The 22,235-nt window shown below is 66.7% G+C and carries 21 protein-coding genes and 3 pseudogenes; 8 read left to right on the top strand and 16 right to left on the bottom strand.

Going from position 1 to position 22,235, the window contains the following annotated elements; genetic code table 11:
• Positions 1-192 precede the first annotated feature (192 nt).
• From ACVW19_RS16590 to ACVW19_RS16580, 3 genes are read right to left on the bottom strand one after another with little or no spacing between them, the layout of a single operon-like run.
• Positions 193-1,671, bottom strand: coding sequence for an ATP-binding protein (locus ACVW19_RS16590; RefSeq protein WP_457460145.1), 1,479 nt, complete (start codon positions 1,669-1,671; stop codon positions 193-195).
• Positions 1,672-1,673: 2 nt separating this feature from the next.
• Positions 1,674-2,528, bottom strand: a complete 855-nt coding sequence (locus ACVW19_RS16585; RefSeq protein ID WP_457460144.1) for a bifunctional DNA primase/polymerase — start codon at positions 2,526-2,528, stop codon at positions 1,674-1,676.
• The gene (locus tag ACVW19_RS16580) at positions 2,525-3,259 is read right to left on the bottom strand and encodes a DNA methylase (RefSeq protein WP_457460143.1); all 735 of its coding nucleotides are present in this window, start codon (positions 3,257-3,259) and stop codon (positions 2,525-2,527) included. The genes ACVW19_RS16585 and ACVW19_RS16580 overlap by 4 nt, the downstream gene beginning before the upstream one ends.
• Positions 3,260-3,464: 205 nt before the next feature.
• On the opposite strand from ACVW19_RS16580, the gene ACVW19_RS16575 reads away from it, so the two are divergent.
• The gene (locus tag ACVW19_RS16575; RefSeq protein ID WP_457460142.1) at positions 3,465-3,776 is read left to right on the top strand and encodes a hypothetical protein; all 312 of its coding nucleotides are present in this window, start codon (positions 3,465-3,467) and stop codon (positions 3,774-3,776) included.
• On the opposite strand, the gene ACVW19_RS16570 is transcribed toward ACVW19_RS16575, so the two are convergent.
• The 7 genes from ACVW19_RS16570 to ACVW19_RS16540 form a co-directional block, all read right to left on the bottom strand.
• Positions 3,773-4,240, bottom strand: a complete 468-nt coding sequence (locus tag ACVW19_RS16570; protein ID WP_457460141.1) for a hypothetical protein — start codon at positions 4,238-4,240, stop codon at positions 3,773-3,775. The two genes, ACVW19_RS16575 and ACVW19_RS16570, sit on opposite strands and share 4 nt — an antisense overlap.
• Positions 4,241-4,446: 206 nt before the next feature.
• On the bottom strand, positions 4,447-6,561 hold the full coding sequence (locus tag ACVW19_RS16565) for an ATP-binding protein (RefSeq protein WP_457460140.1): 2,115 nt from the start codon (positions 6,559-6,561) through the stop codon (positions 4,447-4,449).
• Between the two features lie 102 nt (positions 6,562-6,663).
• Positions 6,664-6,981, bottom strand: coding sequence for a hypothetical protein (locus tag ACVW19_RS16560; protein WP_457460139.1), 318 nt, complete (start codon positions 6,979-6,981; stop codon positions 6,664-6,666).
• Positions 6,968-7,327 (bottom strand): RRQRL motif-containing zinc-binding protein, encoded by a 360-nt coding sequence (locus ACVW19_RS16555; RefSeq protein WP_457460138.1) that lies wholly within the window; start codon positions 7,325-7,327, stop codon positions 6,968-6,970. The genes ACVW19_RS16560 and ACVW19_RS16555 overlap by 14 nt, the downstream gene beginning before the upstream one ends.
• Positions 7,327-8,187, bottom strand: a complete 861-nt coding sequence (locus tag ACVW19_RS16550) for a protein spdB (RefSeq protein WP_457460137.1) — start codon at positions 8,185-8,187, stop codon at positions 7,327-7,329. Before ACVW19_RS16550 ends, ACVW19_RS16555 begins: the two co-directional genes overlap by 1 nt.
• Positions 8,184-8,465, bottom strand: coding sequence for a DUF6303 family protein (locus ACVW19_RS16545; RefSeq protein ID WP_457460136.1), 282 nt, complete (start codon positions 8,463-8,465; stop codon positions 8,184-8,186). The genes ACVW19_RS16550 and ACVW19_RS16545 overlap by 4 nt, the downstream gene beginning before the upstream one ends.
• A complete protein-coding gene (locus tag ACVW19_RS16540; RefSeq protein ID WP_457460135.1) occupies positions 8,462-8,731 on the bottom strand; it encodes a DUF6284 family protein in 270 nt (89 codons plus the stop codon). Before ACVW19_RS16540 ends, ACVW19_RS16545 begins: the two co-directional genes overlap by 4 nt.
• A 596-nt stretch (positions 8,732-9,327) precedes the next feature.
• On the opposite strand from ACVW19_RS16540, the gene ACVW19_RS16535 reads away from it, so the two are divergent.
• Complete coding sequence (locus tag ACVW19_RS16535) at positions 9,328-10,110, top strand: GntR family transcriptional regulator (RefSeq protein ID WP_457460134.1); 783 nt, start codon at positions 9,328-9,330, stop codon at positions 10,108-10,110.
• A complete protein-coding gene (locus ACVW19_RS16530) occupies positions 10,107-10,637 on the top strand; it encodes a GNAT family N-acetyltransferase (RefSeq protein WP_457460133.1) in 531 nt (176 codons plus the stop codon). The genes ACVW19_RS16535 and ACVW19_RS16530 overlap by 4 nt, the downstream gene beginning before the upstream one ends.
• A 5-nt stretch (positions 10,638-10,642) precedes the next feature.
• Here ACVW19_RS16530 and ACVW19_RS16525 read toward each other — a convergent pair whose 3' ends face one another.
• The 4 genes from ACVW19_RS16525 to ACVW19_RS16510 all read right to left on the bottom strand — a co-directional run bounded on the left by ACVW19_RS16525 (position 10,643) and on the right by ACVW19_RS16510 (position 16,455).
• The gene (locus tag ACVW19_RS16525; protein WP_457460132.1) at positions 10,643-12,040 is read right to left on the bottom strand and encodes an ApeA N-terminal domain 1-containing protein; all 1,398 of its coding nucleotides are present in this window, start codon (positions 12,038-12,040) and stop codon (positions 10,643-10,645) included.
• A gap of 392 nt (positions 12,041-12,432) precedes the next feature.
• The gene (locus ACVW19_RS16520) at positions 12,433-14,727 is read right to left on the bottom strand and encodes an nSTAND3 domain-containing NTPase (RefSeq protein ID WP_457460131.1); all 2,295 of its coding nucleotides are present in this window, start codon (positions 14,725-14,727) and stop codon (positions 12,433-12,435) included.
• An 810-nt stretch (positions 14,728-15,537) separates the two neighbouring features.
• A complete protein-coding gene (locus ACVW19_RS16515) occupies positions 15,538-15,903 on the bottom strand; it encodes a hypothetical protein (protein ID WP_457460130.1) in 366 nt (121 codons plus the stop codon).
• A 33-nt stretch (positions 15,904-15,936) separates the two neighbouring features.
• Positions 15,937-16,455 (bottom strand): hypothetical protein, encoded by a 519-nt coding sequence (locus ACVW19_RS16510; RefSeq protein WP_457460129.1) that lies wholly within the window; start codon positions 16,453-16,455, stop codon positions 15,937-15,939.
• Positions 16,456-16,940: 485 nt separating this feature from the next.
• On the opposite strand from ACVW19_RS16510, the gene ACVW19_RS16505 reads away from it, so the two are divergent.
• Positions 16,941-17,072 carry a hypothetical protein gene (locus tag ACVW19_RS16505; protein WP_457460128.1) on the top strand — a complete coding sequence of 44 codons (132 nt, stop codon included), beginning with the start codon at positions 16,941-16,943 and terminating at the stop codon, positions 17,070-17,072.
• Here the strand turns inward: ACVW19_RS16505 and ACVW19_RS16500 are convergent.
• Positions 17,048-17,212 (bottom strand): annotated as a pseudogene (locus ACVW19_RS16500) (alpha/beta fold hydrolase); the annotation flags it as partial. The gene ACVW19_RS16505 and the pseudogene ACVW19_RS16500 sit on opposite strands and share 25 nt — an antisense overlap.
• Positions 17,213-17,223: 11 nt before the next feature.
• Between ACVW19_RS16500 and ACVW19_RS16495 the strand changes: the two are divergent.
• Together ACVW19_RS16495 and ACVW19_RS16490 are read left to right on the top strand one after the other, a co-directional pair.
• Positions 17,224-17,400: pseudogene (locus ACVW19_RS16495) on the top strand (IS256 family transposase); the annotation flags it as partial.
• 36 nt (positions 17,401-17,436) lie between these two features.
• Positions 17,437-17,862: pseudogene (locus tag ACVW19_RS16490) on the top strand (tyrosine-type recombinase/integrase); the annotation flags it as partial.
• Positions 17,863-18,227: 365 nt separating this feature from the next.
• Here ACVW19_RS16490 and ACVW19_RS16485 read toward each other — a convergent pair.
• Positions 18,228-19,157: an ice-binding family protein gene (locus tag ACVW19_RS16485; protein WP_457460127.1), complete on the bottom strand. Its 930-nt coding sequence runs from the start codon at positions 19,155-19,157 to the stop codon at positions 18,228-18,230.
• 542 nt (positions 19,158-19,699) lie between these two features.
• On the opposite strand from ACVW19_RS16485, the gene ACVW19_RS16480 reads away from it, so the two are divergent.
• Positions 19,700-20,134, top strand: a complete 435-nt coding sequence (locus ACVW19_RS16480; RefSeq protein ID WP_457460126.1) for a hypothetical protein — start codon at positions 19,700-19,702, stop codon at positions 20,132-20,134.
• A gap of 639 nt (positions 20,135-20,773) precedes the next feature.
• Positions 20,774-21,979: an IS110 family RNA-guided transposase gene (locus ACVW19_RS16475; protein WP_457464638.1), complete on the top strand. Its 1,206-nt coding sequence runs from the start codon at positions 20,774-20,776 to the stop codon at positions 21,977-21,979.
• Positions 21,980-22,235 lie beyond the last annotated feature (256 nt).

Here is a 22,235-nt window from a genome sequence, read left to right as displayed (position 1 = left end):
GTGACGCAGGTGACGCAGCGCTTCCTACTTCGGACAAAGAGGGGGTGGTGTCTGTTGTGGTGCGCGGCTCAGAGCGCGAAGAGGGAGCCGCTGCGCGGCGCGACCCTGGCAGGGCGGCGCCGCCGCCGAACAGCAAGAGGAGCACGCGTGGCCGGGTGCTCCTCTTGCTTGTGCGGTCGTGGTGCCGCACGGTCAGAAGGCCGCCTCCTGCTCGTGCGGGGACGGCGCGGCGGCCGGCCGCGCGATCTCGATGTAGCGGGATGTCTTGGTACGCCCCCAGTCGATGAGGACGCCCCGGGCCGCGAGGGTGGGCTGTAGACGCTTGAGCCGGTCGGAGAGCACCTTGCCCGTGGTCGGCCACCCCTTGGGCAGGGGACGAAAGTCCTCGCCCGCGTAGAGGCCCGTGAGGCAGTGCAGCCACTCGGCCGACGTCATCCGCTGCTCGGTGCCCGGGTCGATGCCGGCGGCATGCTTGAGCACGGTCTGCGCCAACAGGTCGCCCTCGATGACGTCGTCGTTGAGGTCGTCCAGGCTGGCCCGGTAGGCGGCCAGCGCCCCCAGACCTGTGGCCGCGTCGAGCTGCGCGCACAGGTGCGCGAAGTCGGCCATGCGCAGGTCCGTCGGGATGTCCGCCTCCGCTGCCCGCACCTGCACGGTGAGGTCCAGGAGCGAGCCGAGGATGACGGGCAGCACCTCGGCGAAGTCGGACCACAGTTCCGCCTCGGTGCGCCGCACCCGGGGACGTTCCAGCCGCAGGGGCAGCAGCCGTTCCGCCAGGTCGGGCCGGATCACGCCGACGTCGATGCCGGTCAGCAGCAGGGGCCGGCGGTAGCCGACGCGGAAGACGTCCCCGTCGGTGAACAGCGCGCGTTTGACGTTCTCGGCGCCGGTGACGATGCAACACATCGCGTCGGACAACTCCGGGGTCATGTGGGAGAGGTTGTCCAGGGCGGTGACCCAACCGGCCGCCACCGCCGTGATCAGGTTCTCCTCGTCCTTCGGGGCGCGGCGCAGGTCGCCGCTCATGCCCTCGATGATCCGCACGAGCATCCGTCCGCCGGTGGACTTCCCCGCACCCTGCGGTCCGGTGAGGAACGGGGCCGGGACGGGCACGGCCGGACCCAAACAGCCGATGAGCCACGCGATGGCCAGGCACTCGGTCTCGGCGGTGGCGAAGTTGCACAGCCGCATCAGCAGATCGATGCCCTTGCCGTCGGTGTCCTTGACCGGCAAGGGCAGCTCCCCCGTGAGCTGGGTGCGCCGCCAGCAGACTTCCTGCGGGTCGGGGGTGCGGATGTCCCATCCGGTGGGGTGGATACGCACGGACTGCCCGTCGGCCCGTCCCAGGTCCAGCCAGGTGGCCCCGTCGTACCCGGGGGCAACGCGGATGTGCACGGGCTGCACGTCCTCGGTCAGCGCCAACGCTTCGATCAGGTCGAGCGCTTCCTTCATCGCGGTGCCGTTGAACACGCCGATGCCGTCCCTGAACAGTCCGACCATGAGTTCCTGCCGGTGGCTTCCCGTGGTGCCCTGGGAGCGGATCGGACGGGCCACCGGGTGGCCGTTCTTCTGTGCGTACACGGTGCCGTCGGCGGTGCGGAAGTACCGGAAGTGCGCCTGCGCGTAGTCGGTGATGACCTCGCGGGCGGGGGTCTTGTCGTCGTCGGACATGGTCACATCCCCAACCGGGTGCGGGCGTTGGTCCACGCGTCCGTGCAGTGCCGGACCGTCTCGCCCTTGCTCTGCGCGGCGGTGAACAGCCGGGCGACGTGGACGTCGGTGAGGCAGCCGCATCGGCCGTGCGTGGACAGCACGGCCAGGAACGTCCGGTACACGGTTGCGTGGACCGCGCTGCGGGCCTCGGTGATGCGCTGCTCCGCCATGGCGATGCCCCGGTCCAGGTAGGCGGGCGTGCGGTGCCGGCACTCCCCGTCCCCGACCCCCGCGGGCACGACGCCCGCAGGACCCGCAGGAGCCGAACGAACCGTGGCAGGCTCCTTGACGGCCAGCGCGCGCACGGCATCGGGCAGGGCGGCCATCGTGCCGGTGCCGGGACCCAGCCACCGGGCGTAGGACATGGTCGACTTGATGTCGACGCCGGGACGGACCGCGTTGTGCGACGTCATGGCGCCCCGGTAGATCCAGTGCTCACCGCGCGTCGTCTCCACGGCCCGGGTGGCGGGCAGGGTCGCGCGGGCCCAGGCGACGGCCGCCGCGTCGTCCAGGTCCACCACGGTCAGCCCGGCGCCGCCGGGGTGGTAGGCGACACAGACGGCGCGGCGCCATGCGGCCGTCCAGGCCGGGGAGGCGAGGACGTGCGGGTCGGTGGTGGCGGCGGCCCAGGCGTGGCAGACACCGGGGCACCGGCAGGGCCCGGCGTGCCTCATGTTCGGCCGGCCGCCGCACGCGTTCTGCGCGCACCGGTGGCAGTTGCCGAACGGCGCCTTCCCTGCGCGGAGGGGCAGCACCGGTACACCGGTGGCGGCCAGTTCCAGCGCGGTCCGCAGGGGTTCGGGCAGCGTGCTCATGCGGCCACCTCCAGCGTGGGGGTGAGGGTGGCGAGGTAGGCGCGGCCGATGTGCTCGGTGTAGGCCGGGGGGATGGCCTCGGTGAGTTCCTCGCGCACGTCGGTCCAGTCGATGCCCATCGCGGCTTGCAGCTCCGGAATCGACGGTTTGCCGCCGCCGTTGCCGTAGGCGGCCACGTACGGGCCGTCGAAGTACTGGCCGTGCCGGTAGCCGCGCACCCGGCCCCGGTGCGGGCGGTGGGCGGGCTGCTCGATGGTCCAGCCGCCGGCCTCGAAGTTGCGGTGCCGGATGACTCCGAGGCCGAACATCTCGCCGCACAGGGTGAGGTCCTTGCGGATCTGCGCGCGGCCGTTGGGCTGCTCGATGACGTACGGCAGGCCGGTGGCGTCCAGCAGTTCACGGGTGGGCGCCACGAGGTCGACGTGCGCGCGGCCCCAGCCCTGCGAGGCGTTCGTGCCCACGGTCAGCGCGCAGCCGTGCTGGCAGGGCGGGGAGGCGTGCACGAACGCGTACCGGCGGATCTCACCGGTGGCGATCAGGTGGGCGAGGTAGGCGAGGGCGTCGCCCCGGTGGCGGGGGAAGGGGTAGTTGGGTCGGTGGGCGATGTCGCAGCCGTCGACGGCGAAGCCGGCGCGGGCGTAGCCCACGGCCGCACCGCCGGCGCAGCAGAAGAGATCCAGTAGGCGGGGCCGGTGGCCGCGCACTCGCCGGATGGTGGCGGGTTGGGTCATGCTGGGAGACCTCCACAGGTCAGTTGGATGGCAGGTGGACAAGGGCGGCCCCGGTTCTTGGCGGAGTGGGGGCCGCCCTTGGCGTAGCTGGGACTGTCCGGCCGATCAGGGGGGCCGTGGGCTACGGAAGCGCGTGGACGCGGCGTGCGGCGGGTGTCATGATCACGGCGACGTCCGGCGTGGGTCGGGCGCGCAGGGAGGGACCATGCATCTCTACATCGCCATACCTGGTGTTCTGCTGGCGTTGCTCTTCGCCGCCTCGGGCGTAGCGGGGATTACGCGTGGCTGGGTGCTCCCCTGGAACCGGCGTCGGGTTCACCGCGTTCGCCTCTACGGCTGGGGTCAGTTGGTGGCTGGCTTCGGCCTGTGCTGGCAGATGGTCTTCGGGCTGCTGATCAGCGACATCGGCATCCGACAGTGGGCCCTGTTCGGCAACGGGCTTCTGCTGACCGGCATCATCCTGATGGGGGTGAGCCAGCGCGCGGGTGGTAAGCGACAGGGCAGCCGCATGCCCTAGCCGTGGAAGTGGTTGCGTTTGAACACGGCCTTGCGGATGTTCACCGTGGTGCCGCCGTCGCGGTGGCCGCTCGGACCGAGCACCTGGGCGGCGATCCAGCCGCCGAAGACGACGGCGGCCAGAATGATGAGCTGGGTGACGAACGCGGTGAGCGCGGCGATGAACGAGGTGAGCAGCAGCAGCCCGCCGCACACCGCGAGGAAGCCGACGCCCCCGAGGGCGACGTTCACCGCGGTGCGGGAGACGGCCGGCGGGGCCGCGACCGGTTCGGGGCGGGCCGACTCGATGGCGTAGCCGGTCACCACGCGGCCGTCCGGCAGGACGATGCTCGCCACCGCCGGCACGCTGCCCGGCTGCACCGGCACGACCGGCGCCGGGACGGGGACGGCGGGCGGGAGCGGGGTGGGCCGGTGGACTTCCACGGCCCGCTGTGCGGGCACGCCGTGGGTGTGGTCGGGGTACATGCGGAATCCCTTCCGGTAGTTGGCCAGGGAGGCGGAGACACCCCCTGCCGGGGGCGCTGGGGAGGGGTGTTCGGGGGTCTGGCCTGCGTGCCTCCCTGACTCCCTGAACGATCATTTGTGCTGGTCAGGGCCAGGGAGGCGGGTCAGGGAGGCGGTCAGGGAGTTCTCCCTGCCTCCCTGGTCCCCCCGGGGTCGGTTCCCTGCCGTCAGTCGGCGGAAGCGGAACCGCCGGTGTCGCGGTGGGCGAGGGCGCGGGCGACGCGGTCGCGGGCGACGACCATGCGGCCGTCGGACTTGTACGGCTCGGCCCCGGTGCCGTACAGCACGCGGCGCAGGTCGGTGAACGTCCACCGGCCGTAGGCGTCCTCGTTGAGCGCGGCGAGCCGCTTGAGTACGTCCTGCGTGACCAGGCGCAGCGCTTCGCCGAACACGGCGGCGATGTCGGCGAGCGGGTCGCGCTCCTCGCCCCGCTCGATCACGTGCAGGGTGGTCACCCCGTCGCGCAGCCGCTTCGCGCGCTCGGCGATCTCGGTGGCGGTGTCGGTGTCGATGTAGTGCGTGCGCACCGTGATCGACGCCTGGCTGGCCGGGATGGCGATCCCGTCCGAGGCGACCACGACCGTGCCCTTGTCCAGCCCCGGGCGCAGCAGGTTCGGCGCGGCCCCGCCGTCGACGGCCTTGTCCCCCAGCGCCATGCGGGCCTGCGACTCGGTGCCCAGCGCGAGGGAGGCGCGGGTGTGGGCGCCCTCGCGGACCAGCTTGGGCAGGTTCTGGTCGGTGGGGTCCTGGGTGCCCTGCCACAGCAGCACGTTGACCGCCCGGCCCTGGTTGTGAATCTTGCGGGCGGCCATGAAGTACCGCGACGTGGCCTTGGACCCGCCATAGGGCCGCTTGTCGGCGTCGACCAGCGGGCACATGAACGCCACCTGCGCCTCATCGACCAGCAGGATCAGCGGCGGAAACGTCGTGCCGGGCGGCGCGGTCAGACGGCGTTCCATCTCCGAGACACCGCCTTCGAGCATCTCGGTCGCCTCGATCACGTGGTCATCGGTCGGGCCCTGGATCAGGACGGTGGCGAGCCCGTCATACATGGCCCAGTCGCCGGCGCCCTTGAGGTCCGCGATCCGGAATTCCACGGAGCGATCGAGGGCGAGCCACAGGGCGAGCGCGCGCAGCGCGGCCGTCTTGCCCTGGTTCGACAACCCCGTGATCAGCAGGTGGCGCTGGTACAGGGACAGCGCGGCGGCATCCCCGCGCAGGTCCTGGCCCCAGGGGGCCTTGCCCTTGGCGTAGTCGGCGGTCAGCGACTCGTCGACGGCCAGCGGGGACGGGCCGATCGGCTCGTCCAGCGCCCCGGAGTCGGCCACCCACAGCCGCACCGTGCGGGCCGCCTGGGGGATGGTGATGAACACCTCGTGTTCGTGCCTCGTGAGGTTCTCGGCGAGCTTGCGGCGCTTGTTCTGCACCTCGTTGGTCGACACCCCGGAGGGCAGGGTGACGTCGACCTCTACGCCGCATCCGGCGATGGTGATCGGGCCGAGCATGCTCGCGCCGGCGTCGCCCATCTCCTTGATGGCGCGGGCCAGGGCGGGGACTCCGAGGTCGCGCAGGGCCTTGACCACGATGGACGGCGTGATCGGCTCCCCCTCGCCCGACCGGACGTTCGCCGGGAGGGCCCAGGCGGGGGCGGCGTGCTGCTTGCGGCCGACCGACCACAGGGCGAGCAGCGCGAGGAACGGGCCGATCGTGAGTGCCGGACCCCAGACGACCTGCACGATCCGGATCAGCAGGGCGATGAAGTCGACGGTCGCCGACAGCGGGGTGATGACGTCGCCGACGTGGCCGGTGTTGAGGGCCATCACGACGCCGAGGGCGACCAGCACGCCGATGCTCATGCCGGCGCCGACGGCCACGCCCTTGGCCGCGTCGACCGGGGAGTGGAGCAGGTCCATGCGGCGGTGGTGGCGGGCGGCGCGGAAGCGCTGCAACCGCTCTTCCCACTCCTCGGCCGCTTCCAGGTTCCCGGCGGCTTCCGCCGCCCGGATCATCCGCTCGTACCGGGCGCCGGTGCGGCCGTCCCAGGTGCGGCGGGCCACGATCCGGCCGCCGTTGAGGGTGTAGAGGCTGTGCCGGGCCACGGCGCGGACGGTCGCCCGGGTCGTCTCGTGCGTGACGGCGGTCTTCACCGCGCGTCCGGAGCGCACCCACAGCGGCACCGGCCGGGCGGGCGGCGCGTCGGGGACGACGGTGAGGACGGTGGGGGCGGTGCCCGGGGTCGGGGGGTCGGTGGGCTTGTGGAGGTGGACGACGTTCTCAGACATGCTGGAAGGGCTCCTGACTGCCCCGTTCGGGGCGGGAGTAAGGGAGTGAGCCGGGGTGGCCGGGTCCGTGCAGGGAGGCGGCCACCCCGGCGTGATGGCTGGTCAGAACCAGCCGGACGACTTCCGCTTGGCCTTGGTCCGGGCGGCCTCGGTGAGGAGCCGCTGCCGCTCGGCGTGCAGGGCGGACAGTTCCGCCGTCAGCCGCATCTCGGCGGCGTTGCCGGTGGACTCGATCCGCTCCTCGGCGCGGCCGGCGCCGCGGCCCCGCAGGGTGCGGTAGGCGCCGCCTGCGACGGCGCGGGTCATGGCGCGGCGCTCGCGGCCGTTCAGCGGCCACAACTCACCCCGCCGCACGGCCTCCAGCTTCTTGGCCGTCTGCCTGATCTCACGGTCCAGACGACGCAGGTCAGCACTGCTCATGGGTGCTCCCATCGGACCCGTGCGGGTCGGCATCGGCGCAGGGCACGCACGTGCCCAGCGCGGCGGGGATGACGTAGCCGGCATCACGCCGGCAGGCGGGACACGTGCGGCGGGCGGCGCTGGCCTTGGCCAGCGCCGCCCGCCGGGCCGGGGTCATCGGCCGGACCGGCACGGCCAGGTCGACGCGGTACAGGTGGGCGACCAGCGGCCCCCGCCGACGGCGGGGGCGTTCGAGCTGCGCCGCCACCTCCTGACCACCGGGCCGCAGCCCTTGGGCGCGGAGTTGTCGGCGGGTGGCGTAGCCGTCCGGGGCCAGACGCCACCGGAACACCGGCAGTGCCCCCATCACGCGACCCGCTTCCACGCGGCCCGCAACCGGACCTCGGAGGCGGAGTGACCGGCCGCGCGGAACCGGGCAGCCATCTCCCGATACGAAAGAGCCGGGGTCTCGCTGGTGCGGATCTCGTCCACGACGACGTCCAGCGCCTCATCGGTGAGCGCCGGCGCGGCCTCCAGCGAGCGGGCCGCCAGCGGCTCCGACGGCCCCCACACGGGCAGATCCCAGCGGGGCGTGACCCCGGGCGTGACGCGGGCCGTCACGCTGGTCAGCGCCCTGCCGGTCTCCTCGCCGGCGCGGGCCGTCTCCAGCGCCGACCACGCGGAAGACAGCGTCTGCGCGGTCCGTGTCTGGACGCGGGCGACGCGCGCCCCGGCCTCCGTCACGGCCGTCAACCGGGTCTCCTCGGTGGCCGCTTCCGCCCGCAGCCGGGCGCGGGCCACGGCCGCCTCGTCGCGCGCCTCCTGCTGAATCCCGCGGATCGCGTCCAGCGCGACCGGGGTGAGCGCGGTGCGCTCCCACAGCCCGTGCACCAGCCACAGGGCCTTGGCCGCGATGGGCAGCCAGGCCACGGCCAGCCACGCGCCGGCGGAGTGCTCGGCGGTCAGCGCGTGCGCGACCAGGACGGCGGTGGCGAGGATGCCGAAGGACCAGCCGACGGCGGTCACCGCGCGGTTGTGGTCGCCCTGCGCGGCGAGTCGGCGTTCATAGGCGAGGGTGGCCAGCCATCCGCCGTCGATGCCGAGACCGACGACCAGGGCGACCGGCCACGGCATCGCCGTGCCCAGCCACATCACCACCACGGCCAGAGTGAGCACCATGGACACGGCCGTCATCGCGACGGCCGGCAGGACGGTCTTGGCACTCATGAGGCACTCCCGTCCCGACCGCGCACCGTGACGGCGGCGATCAGCAGGACCGGGGTGGAGTCATCGTCGGGGTCCCGGCTGTCCTCCGTCCAGGACCACTGAGCGCCCGGCGCCACCTCGTAGCCGAGTCCGGCCAGCGTGCGCCGGCGCTCCGCCACGGTGGGCACCGGCCCGGACCGCTCCCACCGGACGGTGGGCCACTGGCTCTCGCCGTACAGCACGACGTACAGGCGCCACGCGCTGCCGTCGCTCGCCATCTGCGCGGTCAGCGTCTTCACGCCGCACCCCCGGGCAGGCTCGCGCCGGCGGTGCGGTTGAGCAGCGCGACCCGTGCGGCGAGCGCGCGGCGGCGGGCCCGGCGGATGCGGCGGGCGTCCAGCTCGGTCGGCGTGCGGTCCAGCGTGACGATGTGCGCGTCCAGCAGCTCGACGTCCGCCAGGATGACGGGCATCTCCCGCTCGATCGCGTCCAGCTCCGCGTTCGTCGGCTCCATGAAGTCGGCGAACGCGGTAACGGCGTCCTGAACAGTGACGATGTGGTCCATTGGGTCGTGTTCCTCTCAGCGGTGGAACGGCCCGTCGCGGCTCCCGGGTGGCACCCCGGGAGCCGCTCGCCGTTGGTGGGATCGGTGGACTCGGCCGGTCAAACCGGCCCGACTCCCCGCGCTCCCGCCCGTACGCCCACGCTGTTTGGGCCGGACGGACGGAAGAGGCAGTCGGCCGCAGCGTCAGTGCTGCGAACGAGGACGGACCGGGCTGTTGCACTGGCGCCTGCCGGCCGGTCCGTTGCGGCGGGGCACCCAAGTTCTTCGTTGATTGCGCACGCGGCCCCCGTGGGTGGGTGGAAGCGGATGCGAACAGGTCTCCTTCGGGAACACGGGCTCCCGTTTCAGGCATATGGAGACGTGACCTTTCGGTCTGAGCCCTCCGGTTGACCAGGGGTCCGGGTCCCTCGGCCCGCTCTGTCCCGGGCCCCTTCGCTCCGCGCACCCTGCGAGAAAGCACAGGAATGCCCGAAGCGCTGTAGCCATTGTCCGTACAATGGCTACAGTCAGGATGTTGACAGAGCGGTCGACCGATCGCAAGGGCATTGGCCGCATTGACTGGACAATGCAGTCAGCCTGCGGCTTCTATGGGAGGCATGGCAGTGACCCGAATCGGGCGTAACCCGATGTACCAGCAGATTGCGGACGAGCTGCGGGAGCAGATCACGTCCGGGGACCTCGCACCCGATGCGAAGCTTCCGACGGAAGCGGAGATGCGCGATCAGTACAGCGTGTCGCGGGAGACCGTGCGCAAGGCGCTCGCACAGCTCGTGAACGAGGGGCTAGTCGTCTCAGCCCGCCCTCAGGGGCATTTCGTTCGGCGTCGCCGGCCGATGGTGTTCCGTCCTCAAGCGGAGTTCCGGAAGCGGCCACACTCGCCAGAGATGGACGCCTTCATGACCGAGTACTCGGCTGAGGGGCGCGAGCCGCGACAGGAAATCGAGGTGGCCATCGTGGAGCCGCCCGAGGACGTAGCCAAACGGCTTCGTCTTGAGTCGGGCGAACTGGTCGCCGTCCGGAAGCGAGTGCGCTATCTCGACGGCGAGCCGTTCAACATCAACGACAGCTACTTCCCGCTCGCGATCGTGCGGGATTCGGAGATCATGCGCCCTGAGGATATCGGCCGTGGCGCCAACGAGGTACTTGCCGAACTCGGTTACAGGCAGGTGCGGGCACTGGATGAGCTCTACGTTCGGATGCCCACGCCGGAGCAGGTGCACCGGCTGGACCTCGGCCCCGGCACGCCGGTCGGTGTCCACGTCGTCACCGGATACACGGCCGAAGGTCAGCCTGTGCGGGTCGCGGTCACCGTGCTTCCTGGCGACCGGCACGTGATCTCCTATGAGCGGCAACGCGAAGTGCCGAACGAGGACGCATGACAGACATGTTCATCCGCCCGGGGCGCCCTGATGAACTTGGCGCCGTGGAAACGTTGCTGCGCGGGGCGTCCTCTTGGCTCGCCTCGCGCGGTATCGATCAATGGCAGTACCCGCCGCACCGCGATCGCATTATGGCCGCCTTGGAGCAGGGTGTGTGCTTCATCGCGTTCAAGGACGGGCAGCCTATCGCGACCATTCAAGTGGACGACTTCGCTGACCCTGAGTTCTGGACCCCGGACGATAATCCGGGCGAGGCTCTTTACGTTCACCGCATGGCCGTCAGCCGTGACTCGGCGGGCGGTGGGGTAGGTGGCCGGCTGCTGGACTGGGCTGTGAGTCGTGCTGCCTCACAGGGTAAGCGGTGGTTGCGCTTGGACGCTTGGAAGGACAACGTGGGGCTGCACTGCTACTACGAGAATTCGGGTTTTACTCTCATACGTATCGTGAACCTTCCACACCGCAGGTCTGGAGCGCTCTTTCAGCGCTCTACCGGATTTGAGTCCACACACAGCGGAAAGCTAAACTAGCTAGCCTAGACTTTCACGAAAATTCCATCATCATTAACTTGTAGCCGAGTTCGCTTGATGTCGTCCTTGACGTCGCTGAATCGGCCGCTCGACTTGTATAGATCGACGAGATTTCCGCTAGGGTCTACGATGGTTGTCGCCAAAAGACGCACCGAAGTCATTGCCACCTTGCTGATGAAATAGGTTTCAGCGGGATCTGGAAATTCACCGCGGTCGTAGTGTTTGATTGTGTTGTAGTTGTTAGCCATTGCGCGGGCTACGCCTACAGTTGACTCGGCTACTCCCTGGAAATCTAGCCCGACTTTCGCGATGACACGGAATGAATGGGTGGCTGTAGAGGGGTGTCCGTTCCTCTTGTAGGTGGCCTCTTCCCCGTCAACTCGGCCAATTAGATTGCCAGCCGCCTCGATGCTCATTGAGGCGTTCACCACGACGTCCTCAAGTACGGTGCGAGGACGGCTGAGCACGCTTACGGCGGGATGAATGAACCGCCTCCATTCCTCATACATGTCGCTCCACCTGGTCAATCCCGCGCTCCCTATCTGGGCGAGATAGAAGATGGGCTGCCTGAGGTCCTTCTTGCCCGGTAGAGGTTGCGGGAAGTCTCCAAATGTGCGTCGACTGATGTACTCCTGGAAGGATTTCCCTTCGCGAGGCCCGTTCATAGTGCGATCCGGAAACAGGTCGTCTCGGACTTGGTGGCGGCGAAAATGGATAGGACGTCCGAAATTGAGTTTGAGGAGCGCTGCCACCTTCCGTTGCTCCGTGAGATGTTTGTCTACGGGTCGAGGGGTGGCGAACTGACTCTTAAGCGCCACCCATTCTGACAGATGAAACCCAGACCCTTCTGCCGCGGTAGACCAGTTTGTGCTCAAGTTCATTTCTGCGTCGCCCTGAGGCCAGGTAAGACTTTCCACGCTCTCGGCGATTACCGATACCCTCTGAGTGCGTCCTTCTGCGTTTGATTCAATCTCGTGCCTAATGGCTCGGAAACGGGTCCATTCTGCGAGGCCGTCGAGTTCAGATTGAAGTTCTGAGACGGCGAGATTCGAGCCGGGATCTCCTTCACGGAAGTCTAGTACTACTTCCTGAGGGGTGATGTACCCAGCCGCGTACCCCTGCCCGCCGAAGTGCATGGTGTGCCCCGAGTATCGGCAGCCGAATAGAGAAATCACCCCGCCTTTGGTCGTGAACGTGAGGTTCTCGGGTGGCGTTGCCGTTTCAAACCATCTCTCTGCGTTTCTGAATTGCTCGGTGTCTGAATGGTGGATATAGGGAACCTCGAGTCGAACACCTCGCTCTGTGTCGTAGGTGAGGGTGGCCACAACATAGGGCGTGTCGTCGACGTGATCGATGAGTAGTCCCGCGAGAGAATCTCCGAATGTAAGCTTCTTTAGGGCCATTGGTTCCTCCATGGATTTGGGAGAGAGGCTAGTCCCGTCGACCCGTTTCTGTCCTAAGTTCCTGCAAAGTCGCGTTCGAAGGACGAACGAGGTGAACCTCAGCCGCCTAGCTGACATCAGCGGGTGACATCAACAGTGGTGCACAACCACGCATGCGGGCGTCCTCCCGATCGGTGGGTGAGGGAGCTTGTCACCAGTGGTCGCCCTCAGCGGAGGGCGGTGCACCCGCCTACGGATCAGATAGCGTCTACCCAGAGCGTCAGCCGGCCCAAAGCGCCGGTCGCTGTTCAGAACTTCAGCCCAAGCCGCTCCACCGACCTCAGTCGTTCGCGGGCAGCTCTCGACGCATCAGGTCTCGGTAGTCGTGTAGTGGCGCTCCTGAAACTCAGCTATCAACCCCTTATGTCCCTGTCCGAACCACTCACGTCTCGCAGCGTTTGCATCATGTGTTCGACTTCCCGCACTGCCACCGAAGTTTGCCTATGCGCCTGTTCCGATCGACTGCCTCTAAAAACCGACAGGTGATCCCAGTCGATCCCATTTACGCGCTCTTCCGCCGTCTCGAAACCATCGAAATGAGGCGCATCCTCGATGGCGCTGTAATAGTCGATAATTTCCTTCATCTCATCCGCTGGAAGGGTAGGTTCCTCGAACGTCTGCGACCAGTCACTGATCGCACTTTTAGCGTATTCGTAGCGCACTGATGCAAGCGACTCTAGGGCATCCTCCACTTCCGCTCCGGGAGCATATTCCCGGGCAATATCCAATACGCGCTCAGCGTCGTTGATCAAATACCAACTGCTGACGTCTGCCAAAGCCCATTTGATAGCCGTGGTAACGGCGTCAGCGAAAGCTTTACGGCCTTCCGGCGTTTCATCCTCGGCGAGAATTTGGAGCAATGCATTGTAGTCCACTATTCCGTTCATTGCATTCATGCTTTCCTTATCTTCAGCGACCGCCTCAAGTCCCATACCGCGAATTACTGCAGAGCCAACATCTCGCCCTGCCTCTAGGTAGAACCAAGCCCTGCGGGCAAAGTCGATTACGGGCCCGCCTCGACGGCTGTGGGGGCCAAACGGAATGGCGCGAAACGCGATGGTCGCAGCATCTTCCAACTCGCGTCTACACTCTTTAAAAGTTGTCAGCATCGACCCACCACCTCGGGCCGGGAACTGCAACCACAGAGTCTCGAATTGCTCAAAATATCTAACGAGACCCATCAACGAGACCAGCTCTGTCACGTCGGATTGAATCAGATTTACGAAATAGTCGCGCACTGATGGGTTATGGAAGCCTACATAGATTTCCCAATCCAGCTCCAAAGTTTTCAACATGGTGCCGTCTAGGATGCTCAGCGTTTTCTTGAGGTCTCGTTGCGACTCCCCATACTCTCCCCACAGACCTTGCAAGTCCTTGAAGCGAACGTTGGAGAGGAATGAAAATACGACCTTTAGTAACTTTACGTCAGTGTCGCTGAGCTGGTGGGTCACAATGTGATCCCAGAGGCGTTGGGGATCTTCCAGATTCGCGAGGATATCGCTGGGCGCATGGTCGGGCTCGTCAGACAGCAACTCCGCCTCCGCCAGTGTTGCCGCCACGATACGAGGATTGAAGTTGCGATGCTCAATGATGGGCCGGTACACAGCTGGAGAAGCAAACGACGCCTTGACGCTGGCAGGCAGTGGAGAATTATAGACGTGGTTGTACAGAATAGATGCGCGGCACTGAAAAGTGTAGTCCACTAGATCAAGAACACACATCTGCGCGTCAAATGAATGCCTGTCAAGCCTCTCATACCGCTGTTTCGCCTGAGCCAGAATGTATTCGCGCGTGGTAAGGATGAACCTCTTGCGAGGATCGCGTGCAACCCTCTTCATGAACGACAGCAGGCGGCTGTCCTCGTTTTTTCCGAGCTTTTCATCGAGCGTTGTCTGACCCAAAAAATCATCATAATAATAGACTTGCCTTACCTCATCGTCCCAAATTTTATTCGCCTCCTCCACATCTTCTGAGATTTCGACTAGCTCATATCCATCGCTGAGATACTGCGCACACAAGATATGAGCGAGGGTCGTCTTGCCGATCCCTGGTATGCCTGCGATCACGCAGACTCGCTTTTCCTCTAGAATCTCTAGGGCTCGGGAATAGCTTGGATTATCAGCATAGGTGAGAAGCGTTTGTTCTAGCTCTCCAACCAGCGCTTGGGACCGAGTGACGATGTTCTTGACGAGCAGTGAGTTCAAAACGGATGCACTCGTTAGCCATAGACGCAGGTGCCTCCGTACAACAAGTTCATGCTTGCGCAGTAGAGCATCTATTTCGTCCTTTCCGTAAATGTCGTCCGGAGATTTCACGTATGGCTGCAGGGCGGTGAAAAGCTTATCTTTGGCACCCCTGGTGAGCGTTAGAGAGGTGGCCAATATGTACCTCGCAGGGTTAAGGCGCGCAACCTTGGCGGCCTCAACCTTGGTGACGTGCTCCACTAGTTTGGCGCGGGTAGACCTGTGCCAATGCTTGCACTGAATTATTAACGACGAGCCGTCGGGGTAGATATGACGTAGATCTACGCCACCGTCGGCACCCGAGGCGAAGATTTCGAGCCGAACCCCAAACTCTTCCTGGAAGACGTCTTTACAGACCGCTTCGAAGTCGAAGTCTGTCAACCGGCTCAACTCGAACGTTTCCAACGGTCCCCCCCTCGCAGCGAGAGTTCCAGTATCAGCCCGAAACCATCCGCACGTCTCCCGTTCAGCGCATCACGGGCAATGACCATGGAGCCTGCCCGGGACGACTATGACAACCCGCCAAGGATCCGGAGCGCGTACGTGTGCGTCGACCTCACGTGTAGCGATCGAGGGACTCGGCTCTGAGCCGATCGTTGTCCTGGTCTTTGTCTGGTGCGCTGACAGCCGCCACTGTTCACCTCCGTACACGCCCCCGTCTGACCTGTCCCATGAACCCCAACGGACGCCCCCGTACGCTCATGCGGACAGTTGGAAAGCTGTGGGGGCAAAGAGGTCGTGCCCCTGCCAGGGATGGCTGCTGGCGGGGGTTCGACGCGCCAACCCAGGGGTGGCGCGGCCAACCTCTGGCCAACCTGGCGTAGGCGGCGCCCAATGAGGGGATGCTTGCGCAGGTCAAGCCGCATTGGGCCGTGCTGATCCGGCCGGTCTTGAAAACCGTCGTGGCAGCGATGTCACCGTGGGTTCAAATCCCACCGCCTCCGCGCAGGTCATAGATGTGCTGGTCAGAAAGGGTGTCCCTCACCAAGGGGCACCCTTTCCGCATCGAGGTTGTCTCACCTTGATCCGGGGTTGTCGCGTTGTGGATCAATGCGTGTGGACCGGGCGTGGACCACAACCCGGAGAGAATGAGCGGGTCAGCTTCATGCCCAGCTCAGCGAGCTGCCCGCTGCCGCTGGGTGAGCTCGTCGCGACGGAACTTGCGTGGCAGGGGGATGCCCCCAAGACCGGGTCCGGCCTTGGGGGCATCGTTGTTCAGCGCTCGGCGGATGTGCCGAGCTGCTTGATTTTCTCGAATGGGTAGGCCCCCACGATCACCACGGCCAGGCCATAAAGCGCGAAGACCACAAGCCCCCAGGTGGAGACCGACTTACCGCCGTCACTCAAGATGACGCTCCCGATCGGGACCAGCGGAGCGAAGCTGAGTACTGCGGCCCCGGTGCACCAGAACGTCACCAGGCCGTTCGCCCGCTTCCGCAGGACGGGGTCGGACTTCACTTCTGCAGGGACCTCGTACCCGATGGACCTGTCGCAGACATTGCCCCGGTACCCAACGCGGGCCGCCAGCGCACTGGCTACGCCCAGCAGAAGGAAGCAGCCGAAAATGAACATGTAGGCCATGCTTACCCCATGAGCTCGTCGTGCCGGGCGATCCTAACGGACGTACTTGATGATGAAGGCGATCACCATGTTGATGGCCTTGTTCTTGACCCAGCCCGGGAGGAACTTCCAGACGACGCCGCCGATCTCGCCACCGAGGCAGCCGATGACGGCGTTCCTGACATAGGTCTTCTTGCTGGATGCCTTGCCCGCCGCGATGTCGCTGAGCACCGAGGTCGGGATGCTGGCCAGAGCACCCTTGGCACACCATGCGGCAGCGCCGATGGCAGCCGCGGCGATCGGGAACGCGCGGGTTTGGACGCCGCCGGAGGGGTTTTGGCTCATGGCTTTCTGGATCTCGGCGAGAGCCTCCGGGCCCATCTCGTCCTCGATGAACTGGCGCTGCTCCGGGGTGAGTGCCGGAGCCTGCGACTCAGCCGCTACGGCCACAGCGGTGGCCTCCCCCCGAGTGCTGTCGGCAGCCATGGCGTTGGGAGCCACGGTGGCGAGCAGGGCCGCGCTGGTGACGGCGGCAATTCCGGCCAGCGATATGCGGCGCGTGGTCTTACGCACGTTGAATCCCCTGTGGTCGTTACCTCGCCTCCAGGTCAGGGAGGCGATCCTGTGGTGTGTCACCCCCAGGTCATGGAGGGGGTGACGCACCAGACCCTCACATCCCAGAGAGGGTGGGGGAAGAGAGACCACACATGAAAAGGATCATGGAAGTCGGCCGGAACCTCGCGCCCCGATCGGGCATCTGATCGAAAATGCAGGCTTAGTGGATGTTGTCGTAGTAGCTGTTGTCGTACCGATTTTGAGGTTTGCCGATCGAACGGGAGTCTCGACTGGGTGGTCGCGGGTGCTCAGCGCGTACGAGCAGGGCCTCCTGAACAGCCCGTTGGTGTCTGATCACCGAGCAGCATGAGGCCCTGGTGCCGCAGCCTTCCGTGCCGATGCCCGGGCAGCCCACCGCGGCCACCCGGGAGTGTGACTGCCTGGCTCACCGGTTCGGGAACGCCGCCGACAATTCGATGCGTGAGCGCCGGTACCCGACCGATATGACGGACGAGGAAGGGGCCGTCGTCCGCCCGTTGCTGCCGGTGCCGGGCTGGATGCGCGGCCGCGGCGGGCAACCGGAGACGTACTGCCACCGGCAGATACTGGACACGGCGATGACGTCGGCGACGTAGGCTGCGCGGGAGACGTCCTGTGGGTGGCGCTCGCTGGCGCCGTGCCCGCGCTGGTCGACCGCGACGCCCCGATATCTGGAACTCAAACGCCGTGCCAGTACGTCCCGTTCACCCGTGTGACCGGCCAGGCCGTGCAGCAGCCCAAGGGGTTGTCCCGGCCCGCGGGCACTTCCCGAACGAGGCCGCGGCGCTCAAGTGCGTCTACATGGCGCTGACGAGCCTGGACCCGACCGGCAAGGGCCGCAGGCGGTGGACCATGCGCTGGAAGGCGCCCTTGAACGCTTTCCAGGTCGCCTTCGAGGGCCGACTGACCCCCACCGGCCACTGACCAACTCAACAACCAAGATCAGCCGTTAAGTTGACACACCCGGTCGGCCCTGCGCTCGCGAAGCGACTCGGCCGGCACCTGGAGACCCTGCTCGGCGGGGATGATGCGCTTCTGTTCACCACGCCTGGCGGCAAGCCGCTGCGCTACAACCAGTGGCGCAAGGCGTACTTCGACCCCGCAGTGTCGGCGGCCGGGCTGACCGACGTGACCCCGCACGATCTCCGCGCTTCGCACGGGACGTGGGTCGCCGATCGGTACGGCGTGATGACCGCCGCTCACCGCCTTGGCCACTCGAACGCGAGTGTCGCAACGCGGCACTACGCCCGGCCGGTCGCTGGTCGTGACGACCAGGTGGCCGAAGCGGCCGACTCGTGGCTCAGCGGGCACGATGACCAGCCCGGGGCACGTAGTGGGCACGACGACGAAGACGACGGCTCCGCCGGAGTGCTCGCCTCCGTCTGACCTGCGAGGGAGCAATCACTCCACATGATCGTCGGGAGATCTTGAAGACCGTAGTGACGTGAAGGCGTCACCATGGGTTCGAATCCCACCGCCTCCGCAGGTCATAGACGTGCTGGTCAGAAGGGGTGCCCCTCACTGAGGGGCACCCCTTCTGCATGAGGCTTGTCTCATCCTGATCCGGCTCTGTCGCGTTGTGGATCAGTGTGTGTGGACCAGGCGTGGACCAGATGGTGGTCGGTACTGAGAAGCCTGAATGCAGGGATCAGATCAGCCGGAATCAGCGGCTCGATCCCGTCCCGCGTGGCATCAGCGATCAATAACCGGGCCGACACATCGGACTGACACCATTTTCTGCTGTGAACTCACTACCACGGCCACTTGTCCTTGTCATCGTGGCTGTGCTCGTGGTGGTCGTGCTCACCGGGCTTCTTGCCGTCGTGGTGGTCGTGCTCACCGGGCTTCTTGCCGTCGTGGTGGTCGTGCTCACCGGGCTTCTTGCCGCCGTGGTCGCCGCCGTCCGTGGGGGTCGCCGTGCCGGTCGGAGTGGCCGTGCCGGTCGGGGTCGCCGTGCCGGTCGGAGTGGCCGTGCCGGTCGGGGTCGCCGTGCCGGTCGGAGTGGCCGTGCCGGTCGGGGTCGCCGTGCCGGTCGGGGTCGCCGTGCCGGTCGGAGTGGCCGTGCCGGTCGGGGTCGCCGTGCCGGTCGGAGTGGCCGTGCCGGTCGGGGTCGCCGTGCCGGTCGGGGTCGCCGTGCCGGTCGGAGCGGTCCCGCACTCACCCTGGAAGATCGTGTTGGAGTCCAGCGTCACGGCGCCGTTGCGGGCCAGCAGCCGGCCGTTGACGGTCGTCCCCGTGGTGGCAGTGATCGAGGTCAAAGCCAGGATGTTGCCCACGAACGTGGAGTTGGTACCGAGAGTGGCTGAGCTGCCGATCTGCCAGTACACATTGCACGGGTTGGCGCCATTGGTGAAAAGTACCCGACTGGCGCTTGCCGTCGTCAGCGACGAACCGACCTGGAACACCCAGACGGCATTGGGGTTGCCCTGGCCGTTCAGGGTGAGGGTGCCGGTGATCTGGGCGCTGACGGGCACCTTGTAGACACCCGGAGTCAGCGTCTGGCCACCGAGCTCCACAGGGTCTCCGGTGTACGTGACGTCCGCTGCCTGCCCGGCGGCCTGGTTGTACGCCGTGGTCAGATCGTTCTGAGCCTGGAGAGCGACGGCGTCAGCAGCGTGGATGGTGCCGGGCGGCAGCACTGCGCCGGGCGGGAACCCCACGACCGCGGTACCCGGACTCACCCCGACGCTACGCTCGACCGTCGTCGGGCCGGTGTTGGTGACTGTTGAACCAGCCAGTACTCCGAAATCTGCTGCCGTGCCCAGAGGTACAGCCGTGGCAACGGCACTTGCGCGTGTCGGTGACAGCGCGATCACGGCAGCGGCGATCACGGCGGTTGCTACCGCTGCGATCCAAAGCGACAAGGTGCGCCGTGATGCACCAAGGATATTCAGCGTCATCGGGGGAGCCAACTCCTATGAGTGGGTGGTGTCTGACTGAAAGTCCTGACGACGGCATATTATTCGCGGAAGGGATCGATTTACGGTTAATTCGAGATTCTTCACTGGAATTGGCTAACCGGTCGCGCCGATGCATAAAAATGCTCAATGGGCCGGATGGCGCTGACTGGTCTACTCCGGGCGGGCGTCAGTGCGGGCCGCCGCGGAGGCAAAGCTCCTTCGCGATCTCGTAATCCGTGAAGAGGGCCTAACGGCAGTCCGCACTTACCTGGTGGGTGAGAATCTGATTGTGATCGGAACGCGGCTGATCCAACAGTCAGGACATGGCCGAGCCGTGCTGCTGGAAGGCAGAGGGCTGCCCGGCCCGCGATGACGGCGACCCCGGCGAAGATCGCGCTCCATTGCCACTGTTCGTCGTGTCCTTCAGCCGTCCAACCAGCCAAAGGACCGCCGTGCAGATGGCCCAGTCGCTGGGTCATCTGCACGCCCTCGAACCAAACGGGCAGTGCATCCCGGCCAATGGGGTGGTCCTGAACGCCGGTAAGCGCGACGGAGGCAAGCTGCGATGCTGGGGTGCCCCCGACGAAGCCGGGGGCACCGACCTGTCAACGCTGGTTCAGGAGCTCAACGTTAGCGTTCTCCAGAACGTGAGTGTTGTTCAGGAGGTAAGCGTTGTCCGCTTTAACGGGAATCAGGCCGAGGACTCTATGGTCGTCGGCGATGGCCGGGGAGCCGAGGGCAGCGACAAGAGCCGCTGATGCGATCAGCACGCTGGCAATTCGACGCATTTCTGTCTCCTTGACGTGGGTGGACGCCGATTGGCTCGACGAAGGCTTGGCGGTCTCATGCTTCCCCTTTCGACGCATACTTTTACGCTTATCACCCGAATGCTCCGAGCGACATCGTGCGGTTCTCTGCAGGCGCGCTCGCGCAGCGGGTGGTAAGGCCGTGCGAGAGGCCATGTCGAGGCGTCTATGCGTGCGCGCGACTGTGCGCGTTGTCGCATTAACCGGAGCCTCTGTTCCCTCTCCTGGCCGATCTGTTTAGAGCTACGGATCAGAAGGTGATGAGGGAGGTGTGTGCGGGGCCATTTGGCCGCCCGGACCACGGCCGCATCACTCGGACGGGCGTCCCCCGTTATGTTTTTCGCGGTCCTGCAAGAGGGCCGCTGGCCTCCGGGCCCGGCATGACTGTGTCCCCCTGTCGAACCGATGACCTGGGGGGGTGGTGTCACCGGGCCCGGGAGGTGCCGTCACAGACGCTGATGAGAGGTCCGGCCACCGTCCGGTCCGGCGCAATGCCGGACAGCTCGCGGGCGGCAGGTCTGCATGACGTGGATGCGCGCGTACGACACCGAAGCCGAGGCCAGGCAGAGTCAACTCCCTTGGAAGGGCGCGATGTTCGACACCGGCAACGTGGGCGTCTTCCTCGGCATGGACGTCGGCAAGAGCACCCACCACGGGCACGGGCTCACCCCGGCCGGCAAGAAGGTCTTCGACAAGGCCATGCCCAACAGTGAGCCGAAACTGCGAGCGGTCTTCGACAAACTGACCGCGAAGTTCGGCACCGTGCTGGTGATCGTGGACCAGCCCGCCTCCATCGGCGTCCTGCCCCTGACGGTCGCCCGGGACGCCGGCTGCCGGGTCGCCTACCTGCCCGGACTGGCGATGCGCCGGATCGCCGACCTCCACCCGGGCGAGGCCAAGACCGACGCGAGGGACGCCGCGGTCATCGCGGACGCGGCCCGCACCATGCCGCACACCCTGCGCTCGCTGGAACTGACCGACGAGATCACCGCCGAGCTGACCGTGCTCGTCGGCTTCGACCAGGACCTCGCGGCCGAGGCCACCCGCACGTCCAACCGGATACGCGGCCTGCTCACCCAGTTCCACCCCAGCCTGGAGCGGGTCCTGGGCCCCCGCCTCGACCACCAGGCCGTCACCTGGCTCCTGGAGCGCTACGGGTCCCCGGCCGCGCTGCGCAAAGCCGGCCGCCGCAGGCTGGTCGAGGTGATCCGGCCCAAGGCCCCGCGGCTGATCGACGACGTCTTTACCGCCCGCGACGAGCAGACCGTCGTCGTGCCCGGGACCGGCACCCTCGACATCGTCATCCCGTCCCTGGCCCGCTCGCTGGGAGCCGTCCACGAACAGCGACGGGCCCTGGAGGCCCAGATCAACGCCCTGCTGGAGGCCCACCCTCTTTCCCCGGTCCTGACGTCGATGCCCGGCGTCGGCGTCAGGACCGCCGCAGTGCTGCTGGTCACCGTCGGCGACGGCACCGGCTTCCCCACCGCCGCCCACCTCGCCTCCTACGCCGGCCTCGCCCCCACCACCAGGCAATCCGGGACCTCGATCCACGGCGAACACGCACCCCGAGGCGGAAACCGGCAGCTCAAACGGGCCATGTTCCTGTCCGCCTTCGCCTGCATGAACGCCGATCCCGTCTCGCGCACCTACTACGACCGCCAGCGAGCCCGCGGCAAGACCCACACCCAGGCCCTCCTGCGCCTCGCCCGCCAGCGCATCAGCGTCCTGTTCGCCATGCTCCGCGACGGCACCCTCTACGAACCCCGCGAGCCCAGGACCACCGCCCTCGCCGCATGAACCCCACACCGGCCAATCACCTCACACCCGGCACGGCAGGGTTGACGAAACCCACAGAGGCCCCCCCCGAACCAGCGGGAGGGGCGCGGGGGAGAGGTCCACCAAGGGAGAAGGTTTGGTGCATCCACGTACTACTTTCCCCGGATCGGGCCGGTAGCGCCGGTCGACGTCCGATGAGCCTCGAAGGGGCACGTAGCGGGCACGACGACGATGACGACGGCTCCGCCGAAGTGATCGCACCCGTCTGACCTGTGGG

It is taken from the genome of Streptomyces sp. TE5632 (genome assembly GCF_054061295.1).
The sequence above is the reverse complement of the archived record's forward strand: the minus strand, read 5'-3'. Positions and strand labels throughout refer to the sequence as shown.

What these genes read in the sequence shown, in the direction of transcription:
- ACVW19_RS16570 (WP_457460141.1), bottom strand. Translation starts at nt 4,240, where the DNA reads ATGTACCCCGACCACACCCACGGCGTGCCCGCACAGCGGGCCGTGGAA.
- ACVW19_RS16550 (WP_457460137.1), bottom strand. Translation starts at nt 8,187, where the DNA reads ATGAGTGCCAAGACCGTCCTGCCGGCCGTCGCGATGACGGCCGTGTCC.
- ACVW19_RS16505 (WP_457460128.1), top strand. Translation starts at nt 16,941, where the DNA reads ATGACGGACGAGGAAGGGGCCGTCGTCCGCCCGTTGCTGCCGGTGCCG.
- ACVW19_RS16590 (WP_457460145.1), bottom strand. Translation starts at nt 1,671, where the DNA reads ATGTCCGACGACGACAAGACCCCCGCCCGCGAGGTCATCACCGACTAC.
- ACVW19_RS16530 (WP_457460133.1), top strand. Translation starts at nt 10,107, where the DNA reads ATGACAGACATGTTCATCCGCCCGGGGCGCCCTGATGAACTTGGCGCC.
- ACVW19_RS16535 (WP_457460134.1), top strand. Translation starts at nt 9,328, where the DNA reads ATGGCAGTGACCCGAATCGGGCGTAACCCGATGTACCAGCAGATTGCG.
- ACVW19_RS16540 (WP_457460135.1), bottom strand. Translation starts at nt 8,731, where the DNA reads ATGGACCACATCGTCACTGTTCAGGACGCCGTTACCGCGTTCGCCGAC.
- ACVW19_RS16560 (WP_457460139.1), bottom strand. Translation starts at nt 6,981, where the DNA reads ATGAGCAGTGCTGACCTGCGTCGTCTGGACCGTGAGATCAGGCAGACG.
- ACVW19_RS16525 (WP_457460132.1), bottom strand. Translation starts at nt 12,040, where the DNA reads ATGGCCCTAAAGAAGCTTACATTCGGAGATTCTCTCGCGGGACTACTC.
- ACVW19_RS16555 (WP_457460138.1), bottom strand. Translation starts at nt 7,327, where the DNA reads ATGGGGGCACTGCCGGTGTTCCGGTGGCGTCTGGCCCCGGACGGCTAC.
- ACVW19_RS16565 (WP_457460140.1), bottom strand. Translation starts at nt 6,561, where the DNA reads ATGTCTGAGAACGTCGTCCACCTCCACAAGCCCACCGACCCCCCGACC.
- ACVW19_RS16575 (WP_457460142.1), top strand. Translation starts at nt 3,465, where the DNA reads ATGCATCTCTACATCGCCATACCTGGTGTTCTGCTGGCGTTGCTCTTC.
- ACVW19_RS16475 (WP_457464638.1), top strand. Translation starts at nt 20,774, where the DNA reads ATGTTCGACACCGGCAACGTGGGCGTCTTCCTCGGCATGGACGTCGGC.
- ACVW19_RS16585 (WP_457460144.1), bottom strand. Translation starts at nt 2,528, where the DNA reads ATGAGCACGCTGCCCGAACCCCTGCGGACCGCGCTGGAACTGGCCGCC.
- ACVW19_RS16580 (WP_457460143.1), bottom strand. Translation starts at nt 3,259, where the DNA reads ATGACCCAACCCGCCACCATCCGGCGAGTGCGCGGCCACCGGCCCCGC.
- ACVW19_RS16515 (WP_457460130.1), bottom strand. Translation starts at nt 15,903, where the DNA reads ATGGCCTACATGTTCATTTTCGGCTGCTTCCTTCTGCTGGGCGTAGCC.
- ACVW19_RS16480 (WP_457460126.1), top strand. Translation starts at nt 19,700, where the DNA reads ATGGCCGAGCCGTGCTGCTGGAAGGCAGAGGGCTGCCCGGCCCGCGAT.